The 19662-nt window shown below is 63.2% G+C and carries 11 protein-coding genes and 1 pseudogene; 5 read left to right on the forward strand and 7 right to left on the reverse strand.

What is annotated here, in order from left to right:
* Positions 1–760, forward strand: a 760-nt coding sequence (locus tag OC610_RS03655; RefSeq protein WP_264426564.1) for an MFS transporter, incomplete at its 5' end; no start/stop codon positions are given.
* A gap of 7 nt (positions 761–767) precedes the next feature.
* Here OC610_RS03655 and fabF read toward each other — a convergent pair.
* Genes fabF through OC610_RS03670 form a run of 3 tightly spaced genes read right to left on the reverse strand, consistent with a single transcriptional unit; the run spans position 768 to position 6231 of the window.
* Positions 768–2066 (reverse strand): beta-ketoacyl-ACP synthase II, encoded by a 1299-nt coding sequence (fabF, locus tag OC610_RS03660; protein ID WP_264426565.1) that lies wholly within the window; start codon positions 2064–2066, stop codon positions 768–770.
* Entirely contained in the window at positions 2063–5125 is a 3063-nt protein-coding gene (locus OC610_RS03665; protein WP_264426566.1) for an efflux RND transporter permease subunit, read from the reverse strand. The genes fabF and OC610_RS03665 overlap by 4 nt, the downstream gene beginning before the upstream one ends.
* Positions 5122–6231, reverse strand: a complete 1110-nt coding sequence (locus OC610_RS03670; protein ID WP_264426567.1) for an efflux RND transporter periplasmic adaptor subunit — start codon at positions 6229–6231, stop codon at positions 5122–5124. The genes OC610_RS03665 and OC610_RS03670 overlap by 4 nt, the downstream gene beginning before the upstream one ends.
* A 197-nt stretch (positions 6232–6428) precedes the next feature.
* Between OC610_RS03670 and OC610_RS03675 the strand changes: the two genes are divergently transcribed.
* The gene (locus tag OC610_RS03675) at positions 6429–7889 is read left to right on the forward strand and encodes an efflux transporter outer membrane subunit (RefSeq protein ID WP_264426568.1); all 1461 of its coding nucleotides are present in this window, start codon (positions 6429–6431) and stop codon (positions 7887–7889) included.
* A 197-nt stretch (positions 7890–8086) separates the two neighbouring features.
* Here OC610_RS03675 and OC610_RS03680 read toward each other — a convergent pair.
* From OC610_RS03680 to OC610_RS03695, 4 genes and pseudogenes are all read right to left on the reverse strand, one after another.
* Positions 8087–9359 (reverse strand): annotated as a pseudogene (locus OC610_RS03680) (OmpP1/FadL family transporter).
* Positions 9360–9597: 238 nt separating this feature from the next.
* Positions 9598–10218: a TetR/AcrR family transcriptional regulator gene (locus tag OC610_RS03685; protein WP_264426569.1), complete on the reverse strand. Its 621-nt coding sequence runs from the start codon at positions 10216–10218 to the stop codon at positions 9598–9600.
* Positions 10219–10347: 129 nt separating this feature from the next.
* Positions 10348–11757, reverse strand: a complete 1410-nt coding sequence (locus OC610_RS03690) for a diaminobutyrate--2-oxoglutarate transaminase (protein WP_264426570.1) — start codon at positions 11755–11757, stop codon at positions 10348–10350.
* Between the two features lie 107 nt (positions 11758–11864).
* Positions 11865–13925 carry a TonB-dependent receptor gene (locus OC610_RS03695; protein ID WP_264426571.1) on the reverse strand — a complete coding sequence of 687 codons (2061 nt, stop codon included), beginning with the start codon at positions 13923–13925 and terminating at the stop codon, positions 11865–11867.
* A 247-nt stretch (positions 13926–14172) separates the two neighbouring features.
* Here OC610_RS03695 and OC610_RS03700 point away from each other — a divergent pair, with 247 nt between their 5' ends.
* Genes OC610_RS03700 through OC610_RS03710 form a run of 3 tightly spaced genes read left to right on the forward strand, consistent with a single transcriptional unit; the run spans position 14173 to position 19650 of the window.
* Complete coding sequence (locus tag OC610_RS03700; RefSeq protein WP_264426572.1) at positions 14173–15150, forward strand: TauD/TfdA family dioxygenase; 978 nt, start codon at positions 14173–14175, stop codon at positions 15148–15150.
* Positions 15151–15157: 7 nt separating this feature from the next.
* Positions 15158–18586 (forward strand): condensation domain-containing protein, encoded by a 3429-nt coding sequence (locus OC610_RS03705; RefSeq protein ID WP_264426573.1) that lies wholly within the window; start codon positions 15158–15160, stop codon positions 18584–18586.
* Between the two features lie 17 nt (positions 18587–18603).
* Positions 18604–19650, forward strand: a complete 1047-nt coding sequence (locus OC610_RS03710; RefSeq protein WP_264426575.1) for a TauD/TfdA family dioxygenase — start codon at positions 18604–18606, stop codon at positions 19648–19650.
* The last annotated feature ends 12 nt before the right edge of the window (positions 19651–19662 follow it).

The raw sequence follows: 19662 nt of genomic DNA on the forward strand, positions 1-19662 counted from the left end.
GACGATGGTTGCCACCGCCGCTGCGCCAGGTTTCTCGCCGCTGGCTGGCAGCGTGCTGTCCGTGACCCTCGGATGGCGGGCGGTCTTCGTCCTGGTGGGATTGGCCGCCGTGGTGCTGGCGTTTTTCTATGTCCGCGACCTTGGCGAAACCCATCCCGCCGACCGCCGGGCGCCGCACTCCGCTGGCAGTGTCGTGCGCGCCTATGCAAGGCTGATGGTGGACAAGCGTTTCATCTTCCCTGCCCTGTCGATGAGCCTGTTGCTCAGCGGCCTGTTCGCCTCTTTCGCCGCCGCCCCGGCCATCCTCATGAAAGGCATCGGCCTGACGTCAGTGCAGGCCGGCCTGTATTTCGCCTCGACGGTGTTCGTCGTTTTCGCCGCGGGCATGGCCGCACCGCGCCTGGCTCACCGCTACGGCCCGCGAAACATTGCCTTGCTGGGGATTATCTGCGCCATGGTCGGCGGGGGGCTGCTCATCGTCGGGCCTGTCCTTCCAGGCCTCGGCTGGTATGCCGTTTCGATGGTGACGTTTCTTTGGGGAATGGGGCTGGCGAATCCGTTGGGTACGGCGATCACCATGGGACCTTTCGGCAACGAGGCCGGGATGGCCTCGGCGCTGCTGGGTTTTCTCTCCATGGGCGCCGCAGCCTTGACCACTTGGCTGGCCTCGGTCTTGAGCATTTCTCCCATCATGACCGTCGGCGCGATCCAGGCATTGACCTGCCTGGTCGCGCTGATGCTGTTCTCCCTGCGCCGCTGACGCGGCGTCAGTCTTCCCAACGACGGAACAACACGCTGGCGTTGACGCCACCAAAACCGAACCCATTGGACAACGCATGGGTGATCGGCATCTTCCGCGCCTTCAGGCCAACCAGATCGAGCCCGCTGGCCGCCTCATCAGGATGGTTCAGGTTCAGCGTCGGTGGCACGACCTGGTCACGAAGCGCCAGGACCGTGAAGATCGCTTCGATGCCGCCCGCCGCACCCAACAAGTGGCCGGTGGCGGACTTGGTGGACGTGATCGCCACGCCGCCGCCCGCGCCGCCGTCCGTACCAAAAATCGCACGAATCGCCGCCAGCTCACCGGCGTCGCCGACCTGGGTGGATGTCGCATGGGCGTTGATATGCTGCACCTCGGCGGGGCTGACACCGGCCTGGCGCAGCGCCTGCTCCATGGCGCGGCGGGCACCGTTGCCATCTTCCGGACCTGCGGTGAGGTGATAGGCATCGGCGCTGGTACCGTAACCGACCAGCTCGGCCAGGGGCTTGGCGCCACGGGCCAGTGCGTGTTCCAGCGACTCGATCACCAGCAACCCGGCACCTTCGGCCATGACGAAACCGTCTCGGTCCCGGTCGAACGGCCGCGAGGCCTCTTGCGGACGCTCGGCAAATCCCGTGGACAGCGCCCGCGCCGCCGCGAAACAACCCAGGGTCACGCGGTCGATCGCCGCCTCGGTGCCGCCGCAGATGGCAATGTCCGCCTCGCCACTCCTGATCAGCCGGGCGGCATCGCCAATGGCTTGTACGCCGGCAGCGCAAGCGGTAACGGGCGCACCGAGCGGCCCTTTGAAACCATGCCGGATGGAGACCTGCCCGGCCGCCATGTTGGCCAGGAAAGCCGGCGCGGTGAACGGCGACAACCGCCGCGGACCGCGCGCATCGGTGGTGCGCACCGCATCGGCAATCGTGGCGAAACCACCGACGCCCGATGAGATGATCGTGGCGGTCCGCTCCTGGTCGGCGGCTTCGACCGGGTGCCAGCCCGCCTGCTCCAGCGCTTCGTGAGCCGCCACCAGGGCGAACTCGATGAAGCGGTCCATCTTCTTGCGATCCTTGGGCGCGATGAGGCGCTCCGGGTCGTAACCGGCGATGCCATCTTCTTCCAAGGTCGGCACCTGCCCGCCCACCGCAACACCGGTGCCTTCGGTGACGTCGGCGGACAGGTTGCGAATGCCGGAGTGCCCGGCCAGCAACCGCTTCCAGACTTCTTCGACAACGCAGCCCAGCGGTCCGACCATGCCAACGCCGGTGACGACGATGCGTTTTTGACCTTCGCGATTTTTCATGAAGCCCTCTTCGTCTCAGGACGGATCTTGAACCAGATGGAATACATCGCTGGCAGGAACACCAGCGTCATGATGGTGCCGACGAACGTGCCGCCGATCAGGGTGTAGGCCAGCGTGCCCCAGAACACCGAATGCGTCAGGGGAATGAACGCCAGGATCGCCGCCAGCGCCGTGAGCAACACCGGCCGCGCCCGCTGCACCGTGGCTTCGATCACCGCGTGGAACGGATCGAGACCTTCGCTGGCGTTGTGATGGATTTGCCCGATCAGGATCAGCGTATTGCGCATCAGGATGCCCGACAAAGCGATCAGGCCGACCAGCGCGTTGATACCGAAGGGCTGGTTGAAGATCAGCAACGTCGGCACCACGCCGATCAGCCCCAGCGGCGCGGTCATGAACACCATGATCATCGCCGAGATCGAACGGACCTGCAGGATAATGATCAGCAACGTCATCGCGACCATGATCGGCACCAGCGGCACGATGGCCTTGCCGGCCTTGCCCGACTCCTCGATGGCACCCGCCTGCTCGATCCGGTAACCGGCGGGCAACCTGTCGATGACCGGTTGCAATTGCTTGATGATCGCGCTGGAGACGTCCGGTGGTTGCAGGCCTTCGGCAATGTCGCCGCGCACGGTCATGGTCGGCGTGCGATCACGACGACGCAGGATCGGGTCCTCCATGCGCACGTCCACTTCGCCGACCTGGGACAGCGGAACACGCTGGCCCGTCGCGCCGACCAGGGTGAAGCCTTCGATCTTGGCCGGATCGAGGCGGATGTCCCCCGCGGCGCGGCCGACCACCTGCACCGAACGGATGTTCTCGCGAACCACGGTGATCGGCACGCCAGTGAGCAGGAACTGCAGTTGCTGGGCGACCGCATTGGAGGTCAGTCCCACGGCCTGCAAGCGGTCCTGGTCCAGGTTGAAATGCAACGTCGGCACCAAGGGGCCCCAATCGGTGTTGACGGTCCTCATCAGCGGGCTCGCCTGCATGATGTCCTGGACCTGGCTGGCGATCTCGCGCAGCTTCGAAGGGTCGGGCCCCATCACCCGGTACGCCACCGGGAACGGTGAGTACGGGCCAAACACCAGTTGCGTCACCCGCACCCGCGCCTCGGGCGCGAGCCCATCGGCGACCGCTTGGCGGAGGCGGAACTTGAGGGCTTCGCGCGCCTCCTGGCTGTCCGTCAGCACGACAATTTTTGCAAACGACGGATCGGGGAGTTCCGGCGCCATCGCCAGGTAGAAACGCGGCGCCCCTTGGCCGATATAAGCAGTGACGATCCGCGCCTCTTCCTGCTGATGCAGCCAGGCCTCGACCTTGGCGGTGGTGGCGCTCGTCTGCTCGATGGAGGTGCCGTACGGCATCTGCACTTCCACCAGCACCTCGGGCCGGTCCGAGGTCGGGAAGAACTGTTTCTTGACCAGGCTCATGCCGAGGATCGCCACCACGAATGTCGCGATCACCGTACCGGCCACCCACCATTTGCGCGCGATGACACGCGTCAGCACCCGGCGGAAGCGGTTGTAATGGCGAGTGTTATAGATGGCCGCGTGACCGCCTTCGACCTGCTTGATGTCGGGCAACAGTTTCACGCCCAGGTACGGTGTGAAGGCCACCGCGACCACCCACGAAGCAATCAGCGCAATGCCGACAATCCAGAACATGTTGCTGGTGTACTCGCCGGCGGTCGACTGCGCGAAGCCGTTGGGCATGAAGCCGATGGCGGTCACCAGCGTGCCGGAGAGCATCGGCGCGGCCGTGTGGCTCCAGGCATAGGCGGAGGCCTTGATCCGGTCGTAGCCCTCCTCCATCTTCACCACCATCATTTCGATGGCGATGATCGCGTCGTCCACCAGCAACCCGAGCGCGAGGATCAGCGAGCCGAGGGTGATGCGGTCGAAATTCTTGCCGGTGGCGGCCATGACCACGAACACCACGGCCAACGTCAACGGCACAGCCGCCGCGACCACGACACCGACGCGCCAGCCCATGCTGAGGAAGCAGACGATCATCACCACCAGCAGCGCGACGAAGAATTTGACCATGAACTCGCCGACCGCCGAGTCGATGTTCACCGACTGGTCGGTGACTTTGCTCAGGGTCATGCCCAGCGGCATGCCTTCGTTGATCTTGCCCGTCTCGGCATCCAGCGCCTTGCCCAGGTCCAGGCCGTTCCAGCCCTCACGCATGACGACGCCCAGCAACAGCGCTTCTTCGCCGCCGTTGCGCACCAGGAACGAGGCCGGGTCTTCATAACCGCGCTCGACGGTTGCCAGGTCCGACAGTTTCAGCGAACGCCCCTGGACCGTGACCGGCGTGTCGCGAATCTTCTGCAGCCTGTCGAAGGCACCGTCCAGGCGCAGGAAAACCTGTGGCCCGGCGGTTTCGATGGAGCCGGCGGGCGTGAGCATGTTCTGGCTGTTGAGCGCGGCAAAAATATCCTGGGGCGAAACGCCGAGGGTCGCCAGGCGATCATGGGAAAACGACACGAAGATCCGTTCGGCCTGCTCACCAATGATGTTGACCTTCTTCACGCCCGGTACGTGCAGCAACTGTTGGCGCAACGCCTCGGCATCGCGCACCAGCAGGCGCTGCGGCTCACCCTTGGCTTTCAACGCGAACAAGGCGAAGGTCACGTCGGAAAACTCATCGTTGACCATCGGCCCGATGACGCCCGCCGGCAGCTTGATCACCTCGTCGGCCAGCTTCTTGCGCGCCTGGTAGAACTCTTCCTGGACCTGCGACGGTGGCGTGCGGTCGACCAGCGACACCATGGTGAAGGCAAGTCCGGGGCGGGTGTAGGTTTCCGTGCGGTCGTACCACTTCAATTCTTGCAGGCGTTTTTCCAGCGGTTCAGCGACCTGGTCCTGCATCTCCTGGGCCGTCGCACCCGGCCAGGCCGTGATGACGGTCAGTTGCTTGACCGTGAACGGTGGATCCTCGGCGCGCCCCAACTGGAAGAACGCGAGGACACCCGCGACGGCGATCAGGAACAACAGGAAAACGGTGATGGAGCGCTCGCGAACGGCGAGCGCGGACAGGTTGAAGCTCATGGGTGACTCCCCGCAACCTTGACATCGCCCGCAGGCGCCACATTCACCGCCTCGCCTTCGTGCAACAGATGCGTGCCCAGCGCGACGATCCGTTCGCCCATTCTCAAGTCGCCGGAGATTTGCGCGGCATCGTCGCTCAAGCCGAGGACTTGCACGGGGCGCCAGGCGACTTTCGCCGGCTCACCCGTGATGACCCAGACGCCGGTGCCCTTGCCCGCGTCATGCACGGCGGCAATTGGCACTTGCAGCACCTGCCCTTGTCGAGCGCCCGTGACGATCCGAAGCGTGACGGTCGAACCCAGCGGCGCATTGCCCAGCGCGCCCTCCAGTACATAACGCGCCTCGAAGGTGCGCGTCACTCGATCGGCGGAATCCGACAGCAAGCGTAATTTCGCGCCGGCCACCTGCGAAGCGTTGCCATACAACGTTGCCTGCGCCGTGGCGCCCGGGGCGGGCCGCAGCGTCTCGGGCAATTGCACAACGGCTTCGCGCTGCCCGGCCCGCGCCAGTCGAACCACGATTTGTCCCGGGGCAACGACTTGCCCGGGCTCGGCCAATGTCTCCATCACCACGCCATCGGCATCGGCGAGCAGCACGGCGTAGCCGGAAGCATTGCGGGCCACATCGGCCTGGGCCTGGGCCGCACTGAGCTGTGCTTTGGCAGTATCGGCGGCGGCCTTGATCTGGTCGTAGCCCGAGGCGGAGATGGCACCGGCGGCGACCAGCTCGCGATAACGCGCCTCATCGTCGGCGGTCTGCCTGGCCCGGGCCCGGGCGGCGGCGACAGCCTCTTCCTGGGCCCGCGCCTGCAGGCCGAGATCGACAGGGTCCAGGCGCATCAGCGGTTGCCCGCGCTTGACGGTCTGGCCGGTATCGACCAGACGTTCCAGCACCTTGCCCGACACGCGAAAGCCCAGGTCGCTCTGGACCCGGGCCGTGACCACGCCGGTGAACGACCGGGAAATCTCGGGGGAACCCAACACTTCAGCCACCCTCACCAGGGGCGCCGCCGTGCGGGGATCTTTCTCGGTGGATGACTCGCCACACCCCGTCAGGACGAGAGGCAGCAGGCAAGCGGCAAGGGTGACAGGTCGACGCCGGAGCATAGGATCCCTTTCTTGAACGGAGTGATGGAGCACTCATTCTCATTCTAGTGACCATATCTGTCAATCGTCACAACACCAAATACTGCGTTTCTCACTATTCACCCAAATCCTCTGCTGGCTAGCTAAATAAAGCCAATTGACAGATTGTGACCTTATCGTGATATGGTCACAACCCGCACCGTCTCAAGGAATTCTCCATGCCACCCCTTCGCCCCTTGGCTTTTCTTCTGAGCACCAGCGTGATGGCCGGTTGCGCGGTCGGTCCGGACTACCATCGTCCCGCAGCCCCGCTGTCGAGTCGTTACGTAGGTCAGCCTTCGATCGAACAGAGGTCCGCGAGCGCTCGGGCCGACTCGATTGCCTGGTGGGAAGCGTTTGGTGATCCAATCCTCACCGCGTTTGTCACCCAGGCTATTGAACAGAACCTCGACCTGGCTCAAGCATCGGCGCGCATGATGCAGGCTCGGGCGGGATTGGGTGCGGCGAACGCCGCTTTGCTGCCCTCGGGCAACATCAACGGTCAGGCCGCGCGCGCCTATCAGTCGGTCGAGACCCCGCTCGGCCAAGTGCTGGACTCGACGCCTGGCTATGATCGATACGGAAATGCCTACGAACTCAATCTCGGCGCCAGTTGGGAGATAGACGCCTTTGGTGGCCTGCGGCGCGGACGCGAAGCGGCGATGGCCGAATACCAGGCGTCGGAGGCCGGCGTCGTCGCTACACGACTGGCCGTCGCCGCGCAGGTTGCGGACATCTACATCACCGCGCGCGGATTGCAGGCCCGGCTGGACATTGCCAACCGACAAGTCAGGACGCAGCAAGACCTGCTGGAAAAAGTCCAACTGCTCTACAGCAAAGGCCTTGCCGCCAGCTATCAGGTTCGCCAGACCGAGGGACAATTGGCGCAAGTCCAGGCAACGGTACCGGTCCTGCAGACCGGCCTGGATGCCGCCATGAATGCGTTGGATGTCATGCTCGGCACGCCCCCCGGCACTCATCGACCGCAACTGGCCGAGCGCCGCGAGATTCCCCTCGCGCCGCAAATAACGGCCACGGGGACCCCGGCGGACCTGCTGCGCCGTCGGCCTGACCTGATCGTCGCCGAACGCCGCTTGGCGGCGTCCAATGCACGCATTGGCGAAGCCGTCGCCGAGTACTATCCGAAGTTTTCCCTCAGTGCCTTGCTCGGCAGCGCCACGGCGGTGTCCGCCGGCCATCTTTTCAGCGGCGGCGCCAGCCAGTCGGCGGGTGTGCTGGGGCTGCGCTGGAGGCTGTTCGATTTTGGCCGCATCAACGCCCAGATCGACCAGGCCAAAGGCCAGGAAGCCGAAGCGCTGGCCGCTTATCGCCAGTCCGTGTTGCGCGCCACCGAAGACGTCGAAAACGCCTTCAGCGCGCTGGTCAATCGCGAAGCCCAGGCAACCACCCTCACCCAAGGCGAAACGTCTTTGAGCGAGGCTCGCCAGTCCTCCTTCGTCGCCTATCAGAAAGGCACCGCGAGCTTGATCGATGTGCTCAATGCCGATGAGACGCTGTTGCGCGCCTCCGACACCCGGGCACAGGCACAAACAGAGTCCGCGCGGGCCGTAGTTGCCGCATTCAGGGCGCTGGGCGGTGGCTGGCAGACATCTGACGAAGCGCCCCTGGCGACTCGATGAGGGCGACGGTGACGCGCAGGATGTACGCGTCACACCCTTCCCAGGGTCAGAGAGCCTAGGTTCTGCACGAAATGTGTTCGCGCGAAGGCCAGACAAGGCGAAACGGGGCGAGGAAGCGCAGTGTACTGGAGTACATGAGCATTCCGAGCCCCGTTTCAACGCAGTATGGGCGAGTGCGGATACATTTCGTACAGAGCCTAGAATCGATAGCTCACCGAAGTACCCAGACCGCTCGCACTGTTCTTGTATTTGGCGCTGTAGGCTCCCCGGGTGGCCGAGACTTCATTGACCCGGACACTTTCCTCCCACAGGTAGGAATAGGCGACGTCGATCGTGACGTTGTCCACGGGTGTCCAACCGGCACCGAAGCTGACGACCGTCCGGTCCCCGGTAGGAATGCGCGGCCCTCGGTTGGTGTTGTTGGCAGGCGACTGATCCATCGACAGGCCCGTACGAAGCACCCACCGATCATTCACCTTGTAGGCCGCGCCGATCGCATGCGCCCACTGTGTCATGCCAGTTCTGTTCTTCCGTGACGGTGCCCAACTGGCCACTCAGTTGCGCAGGCAGGCCCGCGTTCTCGATGGTCAGTTCCTTGAAGCGGCTCCAGCGCGTCCATGTACTGCCCAGGTAGACGGTCCAAGCATCGTCGAACTGATGGGTCACGGAGAAATCCACCGACTCCGGCGTATCCACGTCCAGCGAAGCATCGTAACTGCGACCGCTGACCCCAAGCAGGCTGAACACACCGCCGCTGACCTTGGTCTTGGCGTCCAGCCGATAACTGACCTTGGAATGGTAAGTCATGCCCACGCGGGTTCGGTCCGTGGCCTGCACCAGTATGCCGGCGTTGAAACCCAGCGCCGTATCGTCGCCAGCGCTCTTGAGCTTTCCATCGTTGCTGCCAGGGCTGAAGGCATTGGGCACCATGCCGGTAATCTCGCCGCTGATACGGTTGATCGTCGGGCCGAATCCGATCGATACCCTGTCGTTAAAGGCGTAGCTCACGGTGGGTTGGAACGTCAGGGTCTTGACCTCGCTTTTATTGGCGTAGTAACGCCCGGCGAAGTCACTGCCGTAGTCGGTGATCAAACCGAACGGCACATAGAATCCAACGCCGAATGCCCAGTGTTCATCGATAGGCCTGACGTAGTAGCCCAGGGGTATCGTGGTCACCGGCACCATGTCTCCATCTTCTTGCCCACCAAAGGTGCTGCGGGTCTGGCTGATGTCGCTCCTGGTGAAAAGCGTCGCCGCCCCGAGGCTGGCCTGTTCGTTTTTCAAGCGGGACATTCCCGCCGGGTTGCCAAAAATGGTGCTCGCGTCTTCAGCCGACGACGCGCGTCCTGCAAAGCCCGATCCCATGCCACTGACGCTTTGTTCATTGAGCGCAAAACCGCTCGCCCAGCCGTCGAAAGAGACGACCGCAACAGCAAGACACAAGGGGGCCTTGAGCAATATTTTTTTCATTATCAGGACTCTGATTAGCCGAAGTGATGGAGCGGTCGTTTTGACCGGTCGAAGGCGGGCCGTCAGCCCCCGCAATCAAGGCGACTGCGGGCCGAGTCATCAGGCGCCGAGACCCGCTGCGCCATGGTTGTTCATGTGACCATTTGTGTCAATAGTCACAGCTCACCCGAATGAAGGCCCTCGCCTGGCGATGCCAGGACTGAACTCGAAGGTCAGGAATGGCGGCCCAGGATGCCGCTCAGGGCATCAGGCTGCGCAAGATGAGATTGGCGGTGAGCGCTGGGCCTTCTTCGACGAAGTCCAGGCTGTGCTGCAGCAGCAATGGGTTGACGAAAGGCCGCAGGGTCAGGTGGATGGCCTCGACGGTTTCATCCAGGGGGGTGCGACGTTCAAACTCGCCGAGCTCGCGACCTTCGCGAATGATCTGCAACACGAACCCCTTGATCCTGGCGTCGTAGACGCGGGAGCTGGGCCAGCGTTCCGAAGCCGAGAAGGCCGCGATGTCGTAGAGCTTCCGGTCGTTGAAGAACAGGCTCACCCCGGTAACCACCAAGGTCTTGACCAGCCGACGTAAACGCTCGGTCGCCGAAATCCCCTCTTCATTGATGGCCTTGTCCACGGCGTCGACGATCGTCGACAGACAATTGGAACAGATGGCTTCGCCAATTGCCTGCTTTGAGTCGAAGAACTTGTAGATGTACGCCTTGGAAAAGCCGATGGCCTTGGCCAGGTCGGAAACCGTGGTCTTGCCGAAGCCGTACTGGCTGAAATGTTCGTGGGCAGCCGCGATGATCTGGTCACGAATTTCGTGATCGGCTGGGCCGCGGGCGCTGGGCGGTGCTATCGATGGCTGGTTCATGGGGGCAGCTTACGCATCCGAAAGGTCGTTGACAACTTGTGACTATATCTGAATATGGTTACAAGCAGCCTTGCGACCGTATGCGCAACGGGCAACCGACGGACGTCGGCCACCCTGGCAACGACAGGGTTATTGGCTGATGCCAATAGCGGCCTGGAAGAGGATCTGCGCGACGAAATCGATTTCCTCCTCGGTAATGATCAGCGGCGGCAAGAAACGCACCGTCGCTCCGTGGCGTCCACCCAGCTCGACGATCAAGCCGTGCCTGAGACAGGCTTGCTGGAAGGCCTTGGCCCGCGCCGTGTCCACCGGCGGATGGCCTTGTACATCGGGTGCGCCTTGCGGGTCGACGATTTCCATGCCGAGCATCAGGCCACGCCCCCGCACATCGCCAATCCAGGCGAACTCGTTTTGCAGCGCCTGCAATTGTTTCTGCAGGTGCGCGCCCACCGTTTCGGCGTGCCGGACCAGGCCTTCATCGCGGATGAAACGCAAGGTCGCGGTACCCGCCGCCATCGCCAGTTGGTTGCCGCGGAACGTGCCGGCGTGGGCCCCCGGCTGCCAGACGTCCAGCGACTCGTGGTAGACCAGCACCGACAGCGGCAACCCGCCGCCAATGGCTTTGGACAGGGTAATGACATCCGGCGTGATCCCCGATTGCTCGAAGCCGAACATCCGGCCACTGCGGGCAATGCCGCACTGGATCTCGTCGACGATCAGCGGAATGCCGTGGGCCCGGGTCAACCGGCGAAGCTCCTGCAGCCAGCGGTCCGGCGCGGCAATCACCCCGCCCTCGCCCTGGATCGGCTCCAGGATCATTGCCGCAGGCGCGGTAATTCCACTTTCCGGGTCGTTGAGCAGGTGTTCCAGGTAACGCACGTTCAACGTGACCGCTTGATCGCCGGCCACCCCGAACGGGCAGCGATAGTCGTGGGGGAATGGCAGGCGCTGCACCCCTGGCATCAACGCACCGAGGGCATTTTTCGGCGACAGGTTGCCACTGATGGCCAGCGTGCCCAGGGTCATGCCGTGATACGCCCCCTCGAACGCCAGGACCGAATGCCGCCCGGTGGCGGTACGGGTCAGCTTGAGCGCGGCCTCGACCGCATCGGCCCCACTCGGGCCGCAGAATTGGATGCGTGCATGGCGAGCGAACTCGCTGGGCAGGCAAGCGAAAATTTCCTGGACGAATGCATCCTTCACCGGGGTCATGAGGTCCAGGGTATGCATTGGCACACCGGCCGCCATGACCTGGGTGATGGCGTCTACGATCACCGGATGATTGTGCCCCAGCGCCAGGGTCCCGGCGCCCGCCAGGCAGTCGACAAACACCTGGCCCCGACTGTCCTGGACATAGATCCCATGGGCTTTTTCAAGCACCAGCGGAATACGCCGAGGGTAGCTGCGCGCGTTCGACTCCTGTTGTTGCTGGCGCTCCAGCAAGGGCGTCGAGTCGAGGCAGTAAGGACTCGACAGACCGGTGTGCAGCAGGCGTAGCTGTTGCGCGCCACCCGTTGTGACATTCGAAAAAGCACTCATGATTTCCTCCATGGAGGCTGGGTTTGGAAGGGAACAAACAGCCTGGAAACAAACATCCGAAACGTTGCAGGACAGGCGCGGAGAGTTGCCTCTCCGCGCCTGCGGGTTTACATGTCGTAGCGCAGGATCATCCCCACCGTGCGCGGGGCGCCAACATCGATGATGTCGTCGCTGCGGTTGTTAGTGACATATTCCTTATCGAAGGCATTCTTCACGTAGGCGGAGACCGCGACGTTCTTGGTGACTTTGTATTCGGTGTTGAAGTTCACCAACACGTAGTTATCGCTCCGGCGTTCGCCGGTGACCTTGCCGCTGGCATCGAATTCATATTCCGAAGGCGCGGTGCTCTGGTAGACAACGTCCGTACCAAATATCAGGCGATCGTCGAAGCGATAGACGCCGCCCACCGACACTTTGTACTTCGGAGAGGAAAGGAACGATTCGCCGCTCATGTCCTGGCCGCTGCCCGTCACAAAGTCTTTGTACTTGCTATCGGTAACGGCGCCACCGACGTTCAAGGTCAGCTGTTCCGTGACGTCCTTCTCCACGAAGACTTCCAGGCCCTTGATGTCACTGCGACCGGCGTTGAAGACGTCGATGACGGAGCTACCCGCCTGCCGCACACTGACCTGCTGGTCTTTCCAGTCGGTGTAGTACAGGTTGGCCCGGGTACGCAGGGTCTTGTCGAAGAACGAACCGCGGTAGGACAGTTCGTAGTTGGTTGTGTATTCCGGATCGTATGCCTGGTGGCCGCTACCGGAGCGCAGGTTGACACCACCACCGCGGTAGCCTTTCTGCACCATGAAACCGAGGTATTGGTCCGTAGCCAGCTCATAGTCGATGCCAAGCTTCGGCAGTACGGCATCAAACGACTTGTTGACTTTGGCCGGTTCGGAGAAATCATCCTGCTCGACGTCGGTGTCATTCGTCTCGTGGTCGTAACGCAGGCCGGTGATCAAGGTCCAGCGCGGTGCGAAGGTCCAGTTGACTTCACCGAATACAGCCTTGTTCTCGATCGTGGTTTCGCCTTTGACAGTACCGAACAACGCATTATCGAATAACAAGCGGTCGTGGAAATCGTTGGTGTTACGTCCATAGTAGGCGCCCACGAAACTCTTGACTGTGTCAGACGCGTAATTCAAACGCAGCTCCTGACTGAACAGGTTGCCATCCTGTTTACGCAGAACGACCTGGTTGTCCACCGCATTCTGATCAAAGTCCAGGCGGTTGCTGTAGTCCGTACTGGTATTGGCCGTCATGCTCGTCAGCGACCAGGCATCATTCAACCGATAGTCCACCTTCGCGCTTAGAGTGTCCTGCTTGAGGTTGTCGAAGGCCTTGGTGTTGGACGAGATGTCGTAATAGCTTGGCTTGCCGTTGACGCGCATGGTCGAACGGTCGCCCTGGCGGTGTTCGCTGTGGGCGTAGGTCAGCAGGACATCGGTATCGTCGTTGGGCAGGATCAGCAATTTGCCACGGGTGTTACTGGTGCGGCGCGGGTTGGCGTCGTCATTGAGCGCGGTGTTGCGGATGTAGCCGTCACCTTCGCCATAGTCCACGGCGATACGACCGGCGATCTTGTCATCCACGATGGCCCCGCCACCGGCCACGGCGGCGCCGTGTTCACCGTAGTTGCCAACGTTGGTCTGCGCCGAGAAACTCGGTTCGAAGGTTGGGTTCTTGGTACGAATGACCACCGCACCGGCCAGGGAGTTACGGCCCTGGGTGGTGGATTGCGGGCCGAGGAACACCTCGACCTGCTCGGCATCCCAGAGCGGGACCGGGCTGAGGGTCAGCGCACGGTTCGGCTGTACCGCACCGTCCACGTACACCGACACCGCACCGTTGAGCGTCGCCGGGCCCTGGTCGTCGAAACCGGACACCGGTACGCCACGAATGCCCCAGTTTTCGTTGCCAGCCTGGCTATACACGCCCGGCGTACGGGCAAAAACGTCCACCAGGTCCTTGTCGCCATGTTCGCGCAGATTCTTGTCGGTGACGACCACGACGCTGGACTGGGTCTTCTCCAGGGTCCGGTCGATTTTTTCACCCGAGACGGTGATCGGCGCAAGCTCCATCGCACTGGATTCGTCAGCTGCCCAAGCACAGTTGGCCAAGCCGACCGCCGACCCCACAGCCAACGCAATTGTGTTCTTTTTGAAATTCACGCCCCGCTCCCCTGCGACAGATATTTTTGGTTTTTTTAGCGGCCCGACAGGCCGTTTGGTGCCAGCGGGACGGAGTCTAATTCAAAAAAAAATTTAAATAAATAGTATTGATAATCTCTCTCATTTGTACCTAATATGTCGTCTTGTATTTGTTTAAATACACTACAGACGAGTCCTACACACCCGACCGCTGCGCTGTTTCAAGGTCTTGTGACTGGTCGAAGAAGATAAAAGAGGAAGCACAAGGATGACCTCAATCGAACACCTGGACGGGCGTTCCACGCCTTTTTCAGTGGCTCCCACGGATGGAGGCGCGCAGTCGTTACCTCTCGTGGTGCAGGGAACGCCGGGGCAGTCGATCCATGACCTGGACGCCTCGATTCGCGACACCCTGGCCCATGCCCTGACGACGGTTGGCGGCGTGTTGTTTCGCGGTTTCACCGTTGCCACGCCCATCGACTTCAAGCGCTTCGCCGCCAGCTTCGGCGCCCCGCTGGCCAGTTACGAATTCGGTTCCACCCCGCGCAGCAAAGTCTTCGCCGGGGTCTACAGCTCCACCGAATACCCGGCCCATCAATTCATTCCCTTGCACAACGAGCAGGCCTACACCCGGCCCTGGCCTTCGCACATCTGGTTCCACTGCATCAAGGCCAGTGAAACCGGCGGCGAGACCCCGATTGCCGACAGTCGCCTGATCTACCAGCGCATGCCTGTCGGGATCCGCGAGCTGTTCGCCCGCCGCGAGCTGCTTTATGTACGCAACTACAGCGGCGCCCTGGACCTGCCCTGGGAAAAAGTCTTCAACACCCAGGATCGCGCCCAGGTCGAACGCTACTGCCAGGACAACGACATCGCGTGGGAATGGAAAACCGACGGCGAGCTGCGCACCCGCCAGCGTTGCGCCGCCGTGCAACAGCATCCCGAAACCGGTGAGTGGGTCTGGTTCAACCAGGCGCACCTGTTCCATGTCTCGGCCATCGAGCCCAGCGTACGCGCGAGCTTGCTGGCGGCGGTGGGCGAAGAGAACCTGCCGCGCCATGTCTATTTCGGCGACGGCTCGACGATTGCCGACGACCTGCTCGACACCGTGCGCGAGGTCTATCGCGAGACGGCCGTCAGTTTCCCCTGGCAGCCCGGCGACATCCTGATGCTCGACAACCGACTGGTGGCACACGGTCGCAATCCTTTCACCGGTGACCGCAAAGTCATCGTGGCCATGGCGTGAATTGCACATGTTTTCTTTCGAACACTGGATCGACGTGCTGGACACCAATGCCCGGCACTTCCCTCAGCGCGCCGCCCTGCATTTTCTGCCGGATGGCGTAGAGATCGGCGAAACCCTGACCTTTGCCCAACTGCACGAGCAATCCCGCTCCCTGGCGGCCGCGCTGCAAACACGTTATGCACCGGGTGCTCGCGTGTTGTTGATGCTGCCCAGCAGCCTCGACTACGCCCGCGCCTTCTGTGCCTGCCTGTATGCCGGCCTGATCGCGGTGCCTTTGTTTCCACCACCGTCACGCAAGCCGCGCCACCTCGACCGCGTCCGCAACGTGGTAGTGGATGCCGAGCCGGCGTTGATTCTCGCCCCGGCGGAGTATCGCGAAGGCTTGCTGGAACTGGTGGAGGGTCGCGTCGATGTGCTGACCGTCCAGGACCTGGGCACGCCGCTGGCCAGCCAGTGGCAACGCCCGGCCATCGACGGTTCGACCGTGGCCTTCCTGCAATACACTTCGGGCTCCACCGGCTCGCCGAAAGGCGTCGAGGTGCGTCAGCGCAACCTGATCGCCAACGTCGAACTGATGCGCCAGGCCTACGATTTCGATGAGCACGGCGCCATGGTCAACTGGCTGCCGCTGTACCACGACATGGGCTTGATCGGCGGTATGCTGGCCCCGCTCTACAGCGGCATGCCGTGCTATTTGATGGCCTCCCAGACCTTCGTCAATACGCCGTCGACCTGGCTGCAGGCGTTGAGTCGCTACCGCGCCACCGCCAGTTTCGCCCCCAACTTCGCCTACGCCCTGTGCAACCGCGTGGTCAGCGACAACCTGATCGCGCAGCTCGACCTGAGCGCCTGGAAGCACGCGATCAACGGCGCCGAACCGATCCACCCCGGCACTCTGGAAGCCTTCGCCCAGCGTTTTGCCGCCTGTGGCCTCAACCCGTTGGCCATCAGCCCCGGTTACGGCCAGGCCGAGGCGACCCTGTGCGTCAGCGCCACGCCGGCCGACGCACTGCCGGTGGTGCTGCGCCTGGACAAGGCCGTTCTGGAGACCGGCCGTGTGGCGCTGGCGGCAGCCGATGCCGCCGCCGTGGAGTTCGTCGCGTGTGGCTACCCGCAGGCGTTGCACAGCATCGCCATCGTCGACCCGGGCACCTTCGAGCAATGCGCCGCCGATCGCATCGGCGAAATCTGGCTCAAGGGCCCGAGCAACGCCGAAGCCTATTGGAAGAATCCCGAGGCCACGCGCGAAGCCTTTGAAGCACGGGTTGCCGGGTCATCGGAGCATTACCTGCGCTCCGGCGACCTGGGTTTCATGCACGAAGGCCAAGTGGTGATCTGCGGACGGCTCAAGGACCTGCTGATTCTCAATGGGCGCAACCTCTACCCCCACGACATTGAGTTCGCCATTACCGATGCCGAGCCAGGCATCCGCACCGGACGCATCGCCGCCTTCTCGGAAATGGACCCGGCACTGGGCCGCGAGAAGCTGGTGATCGTCGCCGAGCCGCAACGCAAGTTCGTCGACCCGGTACATCACCCGGCGCTGTTCGCGTCGATGCAAAACGCCGTGCGCGAAGCCGCCGACTGCGGCATCGACCAGATCGTGCTGGTGCAAGCCGGCACCATCCCGATGACCACCAGCGGCAAGATCGCCCGTCAAGGTGCACGCAAGCAATTGGCCGCGGGCACGCTGAGCATCATTGCCCAGAGCGGTGGAACGCTGGCGCCAAATGGCGAGGTACTGGACCTTGTCCAGCTCAAGCACCTGGCGAGCGAGACGCCGCAACAGGCCCAAGCCGCCTGCCGCCGATGGCTGGAACAGACGCTGCACGCCATCAACCCATATTTTACCGCCGACTTCGACCTCAGCCTGATCGGCCAGGGCCTGGATTCCATCGGCGTGGCCGACTTCGCCGCGCGCTTGCACAAGGACCTGGGCTGGATCCTCGATACCCAAGGTCTGTTCGGGGAAACCACCCTCGGGCAATGGGCGCTGGCCCTGCAAGACTTCCTGAATCAGCCGGCGCCGACAGCCGAGGCCGCGACGGAGCAGGCTCACCTCAGCCAGGGGCATCAATCATTCGCCCAGCGCCGCCTGTGGTTCCTGCGCCAACTGGACCCGGACGACACCCGCCACAACCTGGTGCTGCACCTGCGCCTGCAAGGTCCGCTGGACATCGAGACGCTGGCCCTGCGCTTGAACACGCTGGTCGAGCGCCATGGTGTGTTGCGCACGGTGTACCGCGACGGCGTCGATGGCCCGCAACAACAGGTGTTGCCGGCCACGGCGGTGGCGCTGGTCCATCACGATTTGCGCGAGCAGAACGAAGCGCAGCAACAACAAGCGCTGAGCCAGCGCCTGGCCGAAGAACATGCAACACCTGTCGACCTGCAAGCCGGCCCGCTGCTGCGAGCGCAATTGCTCACCCGAAATGATCAACAACATGACCTGTTGTTGACCCTGCACCACATCGCTTTCGACGGACGCTCGGCCCAACTGCTGCTGGCGGAGCTGGCCGGTTCGGCAGCCGTGGAGATGCCAGGGCAGTACATCGATTTCGCCCAATGGGAAGCCCGGCACTGGAGCGAACAACGGATCGCCGCCGAGCAGGACTTCTGGCGCGGACACCTGGCCGGCCTGCCACAAACCCTGGAACTGGGCGGCAGCGGCCAGGCCCCGGGCGAACACAGCCAGGACTTCAACGTGCCCCAGGCCAGCTGCGAGCGGCTGGCGGCACTGGCCCGCGAACAAGGCATGACGCTGTTCATGCTCTTGCTGGCCAGCTATCAATTGGTTCTCAGGCAACTGGGCGGCCAACAGCAATTGCTGCTGGGCACCGACATCAGCGGCCGGCCACTGGCCGAGCACAACGACGTCATCGGTTTCTTCGTCAACCAGTTGACCCTGCGCTGCGACCTGCGTGGCGAACCGACCCTGGCCGGCTTCCTTGAGCGGGTGCGCGATGAAGCGCGCCTGGCCTACGCCCATCAAGGCCTGCCTTTTGACCTGGTGGTCTCGGCCCTCGCACCGCAGCGCCGTCCCGGTCACTCGCCGCTGTTCCAGGTCAAGCTCAACTATCAACCGTCACGGGTGCCTCCAACCGCCATCGCGGGCGCGCAGTTGTCTGCGCTGGACGTGGCCCAGGCGCCGGGGGATTTCCACCTGGTGCTCGACCTGGTGCACGGCACCGAAGGCCTCGCCGCGACCCTCAAGTATCGCGGCGAATATTTCGACCAGGGCCGTGCCTTGCGCCTGCAACACCTGTGGACGTGCCTGCTGGAGCAACTCCCTACCCTGCTGGACGAGCCGCTGCCGTCGTTGGCCGAGCGCATCGACCGCTGGGACCTGGCATTTGCCCGGGAGCGACAACAGTCCCAGGCGCTGGCCGGTCGCAGCCAGATGATGCAAGCCAAACGTCGTTCCTTGTCCCTTTAACCGAGTCGGATGTCGTTATGTCTATCGTGCCCCCATCGCCCCGCGCCCTTGGCGCCGTGCGCCGCAAAGCCATGAACGTCTCGGAACAACAATGGGTCACCGAGCGCCTGCTCAGCCCGGACCACGCCCTGCCCCTGGTAATCGAGCCAGCGGTCAGCGGTGTCGACCTGGTCGCCTGGGCTGCCCGGGAACGCGAGTCGCTGGAACAGAAACTGCTGGAGTACGGCGCCTTGCTGTTTCGCGGCTTCAACGTCGCGTCCGTCGAGCAGTTCGACCAGGTGATCGCCGCCCTCTCCCCTGGCGCGCTGGAATACATGTTCCGCGCCTCGCCCCGGACACGGGTCGGCGGCAACATCTACACCTCGACCGACTACCCGGCCGACCAGATGATCTTCCCCCACAACGAACACTCCTATTCGCCGCGCTTCCCGCTGCGGCTGTTCTTCTACTGCCACCTGCCATCCGAGACAGGTGGTGAGACACCCATCGGCTCGACCCGCGCGGTGAAGGCGAGGATCAGCCCGCAGATCGAGGCTCGGTTCCGGGAAAAAGGCGTGCTGTACGTTCGCAACTATGGCGACGGTTTCGGCCTGCCGTGGCAGACCGTGTTCCAGTCCGAAGACCGCGGCGAGGTGGAAGCCTACTGCGCCAGTGTCGGCATCGAAGTGGAATGGAAAGACAACAACCGCCTGCGCACCCGTCAACGCGGGCCGGCCGTGGTGCGCCACCCGCGCACCGGCGAAGAGGTGTGGTTCAACCACGCCACGTTCTTCCACATCAGCACCTTGCCCGGGCGAATCCGCGATTCGCTGCAGAGCAACTTCAACGACCTCGACCTGCCCACCAACACCTTTTATGGCGATGGCGAACCCATCGAGCCGCAGGTCCTGGAGTCGCTGCGCGCGGCCTACCTCGACTCGCTGGTGCGGTTCAGTTGGCAACAGGGGGACGTGTTGTTCATCGACAACATGCTCGCCGTGCACGGTCGCGAACCCTTCACCGGCAAGCGCGCCATCATGACCGGCATGGCAGAAGCCCTGCTGTCGAGCGACGTTGCCGTCTGACATTCAACGGGT

This window comes from Pseudomonas agronomica, from assembly GCF_025917275.1.
GTDB lineage: Bacteria > Pseudomonadota > Gammaproteobacteria > Pseudomonadales > Pseudomonadaceae > Aquipseudomonas > Aquipseudomonas agronomica.

Coding starts and splice junctions, on each gene's coding strand:
- OC610_RS03710 (WP_264426575.1), top strand. CDS start 18,604: ATGTCTATCGTGCCCCCATCGCCCCGCGCCCTTGGCGCCGTGCGCCGC.
- OC610_RS03690 (WP_264426570.1), bottom strand. CDS start 11,757: ATGAGTGCTTTTTCGAATGTCACAACGGGTGGCGCGCAACAGCTACGC.
- OC610_RS03670 (WP_264426567.1), bottom strand. CDS start 6,231: ATGCTCCGGCGTCGACCTGTCACCCTTGCCGCTTGCCTGCTGCCTCTC.
- OC610_RS03705 (WP_264426573.1), top strand. CDS start 15,158: ATGTTTTCTTTCGAACACTGGATCGACGTGCTGGACACCAATGCCCGG.
- OC610_RS03700 (WP_264426572.1), top strand. CDS start 14,173: ATGACCTCAATCGAACACCTGGACGGGCGTTCCACGCCTTTTTCAGTG.
- fabF (WP_264426565.1), bottom strand. CDS start 2,066: ATGAAAAATCGCGAAGGTCAAAAACGCATCGTCGTCACCGGCGTTGGC.
- OC610_RS03675 (WP_264426568.1), top strand. CDS start 6,429: ATGCCACCCCTTCGCCCCTTGGCTTTTCTTCTGAGCACCAGCGTGATG.
- OC610_RS03665 (WP_264426566.1), bottom strand. CDS start 5,125: ATGAGCTTCAACCTGTCCGCGCTCGCCGTTCGCGAGCGCTCCATCACC.
- OC610_RS03685 (WP_264426569.1), bottom strand. CDS start 10,218: ATGAACCAGCCATCGATAGCACCGCCCAGCGCCCGCGGCCCAGCCGAT.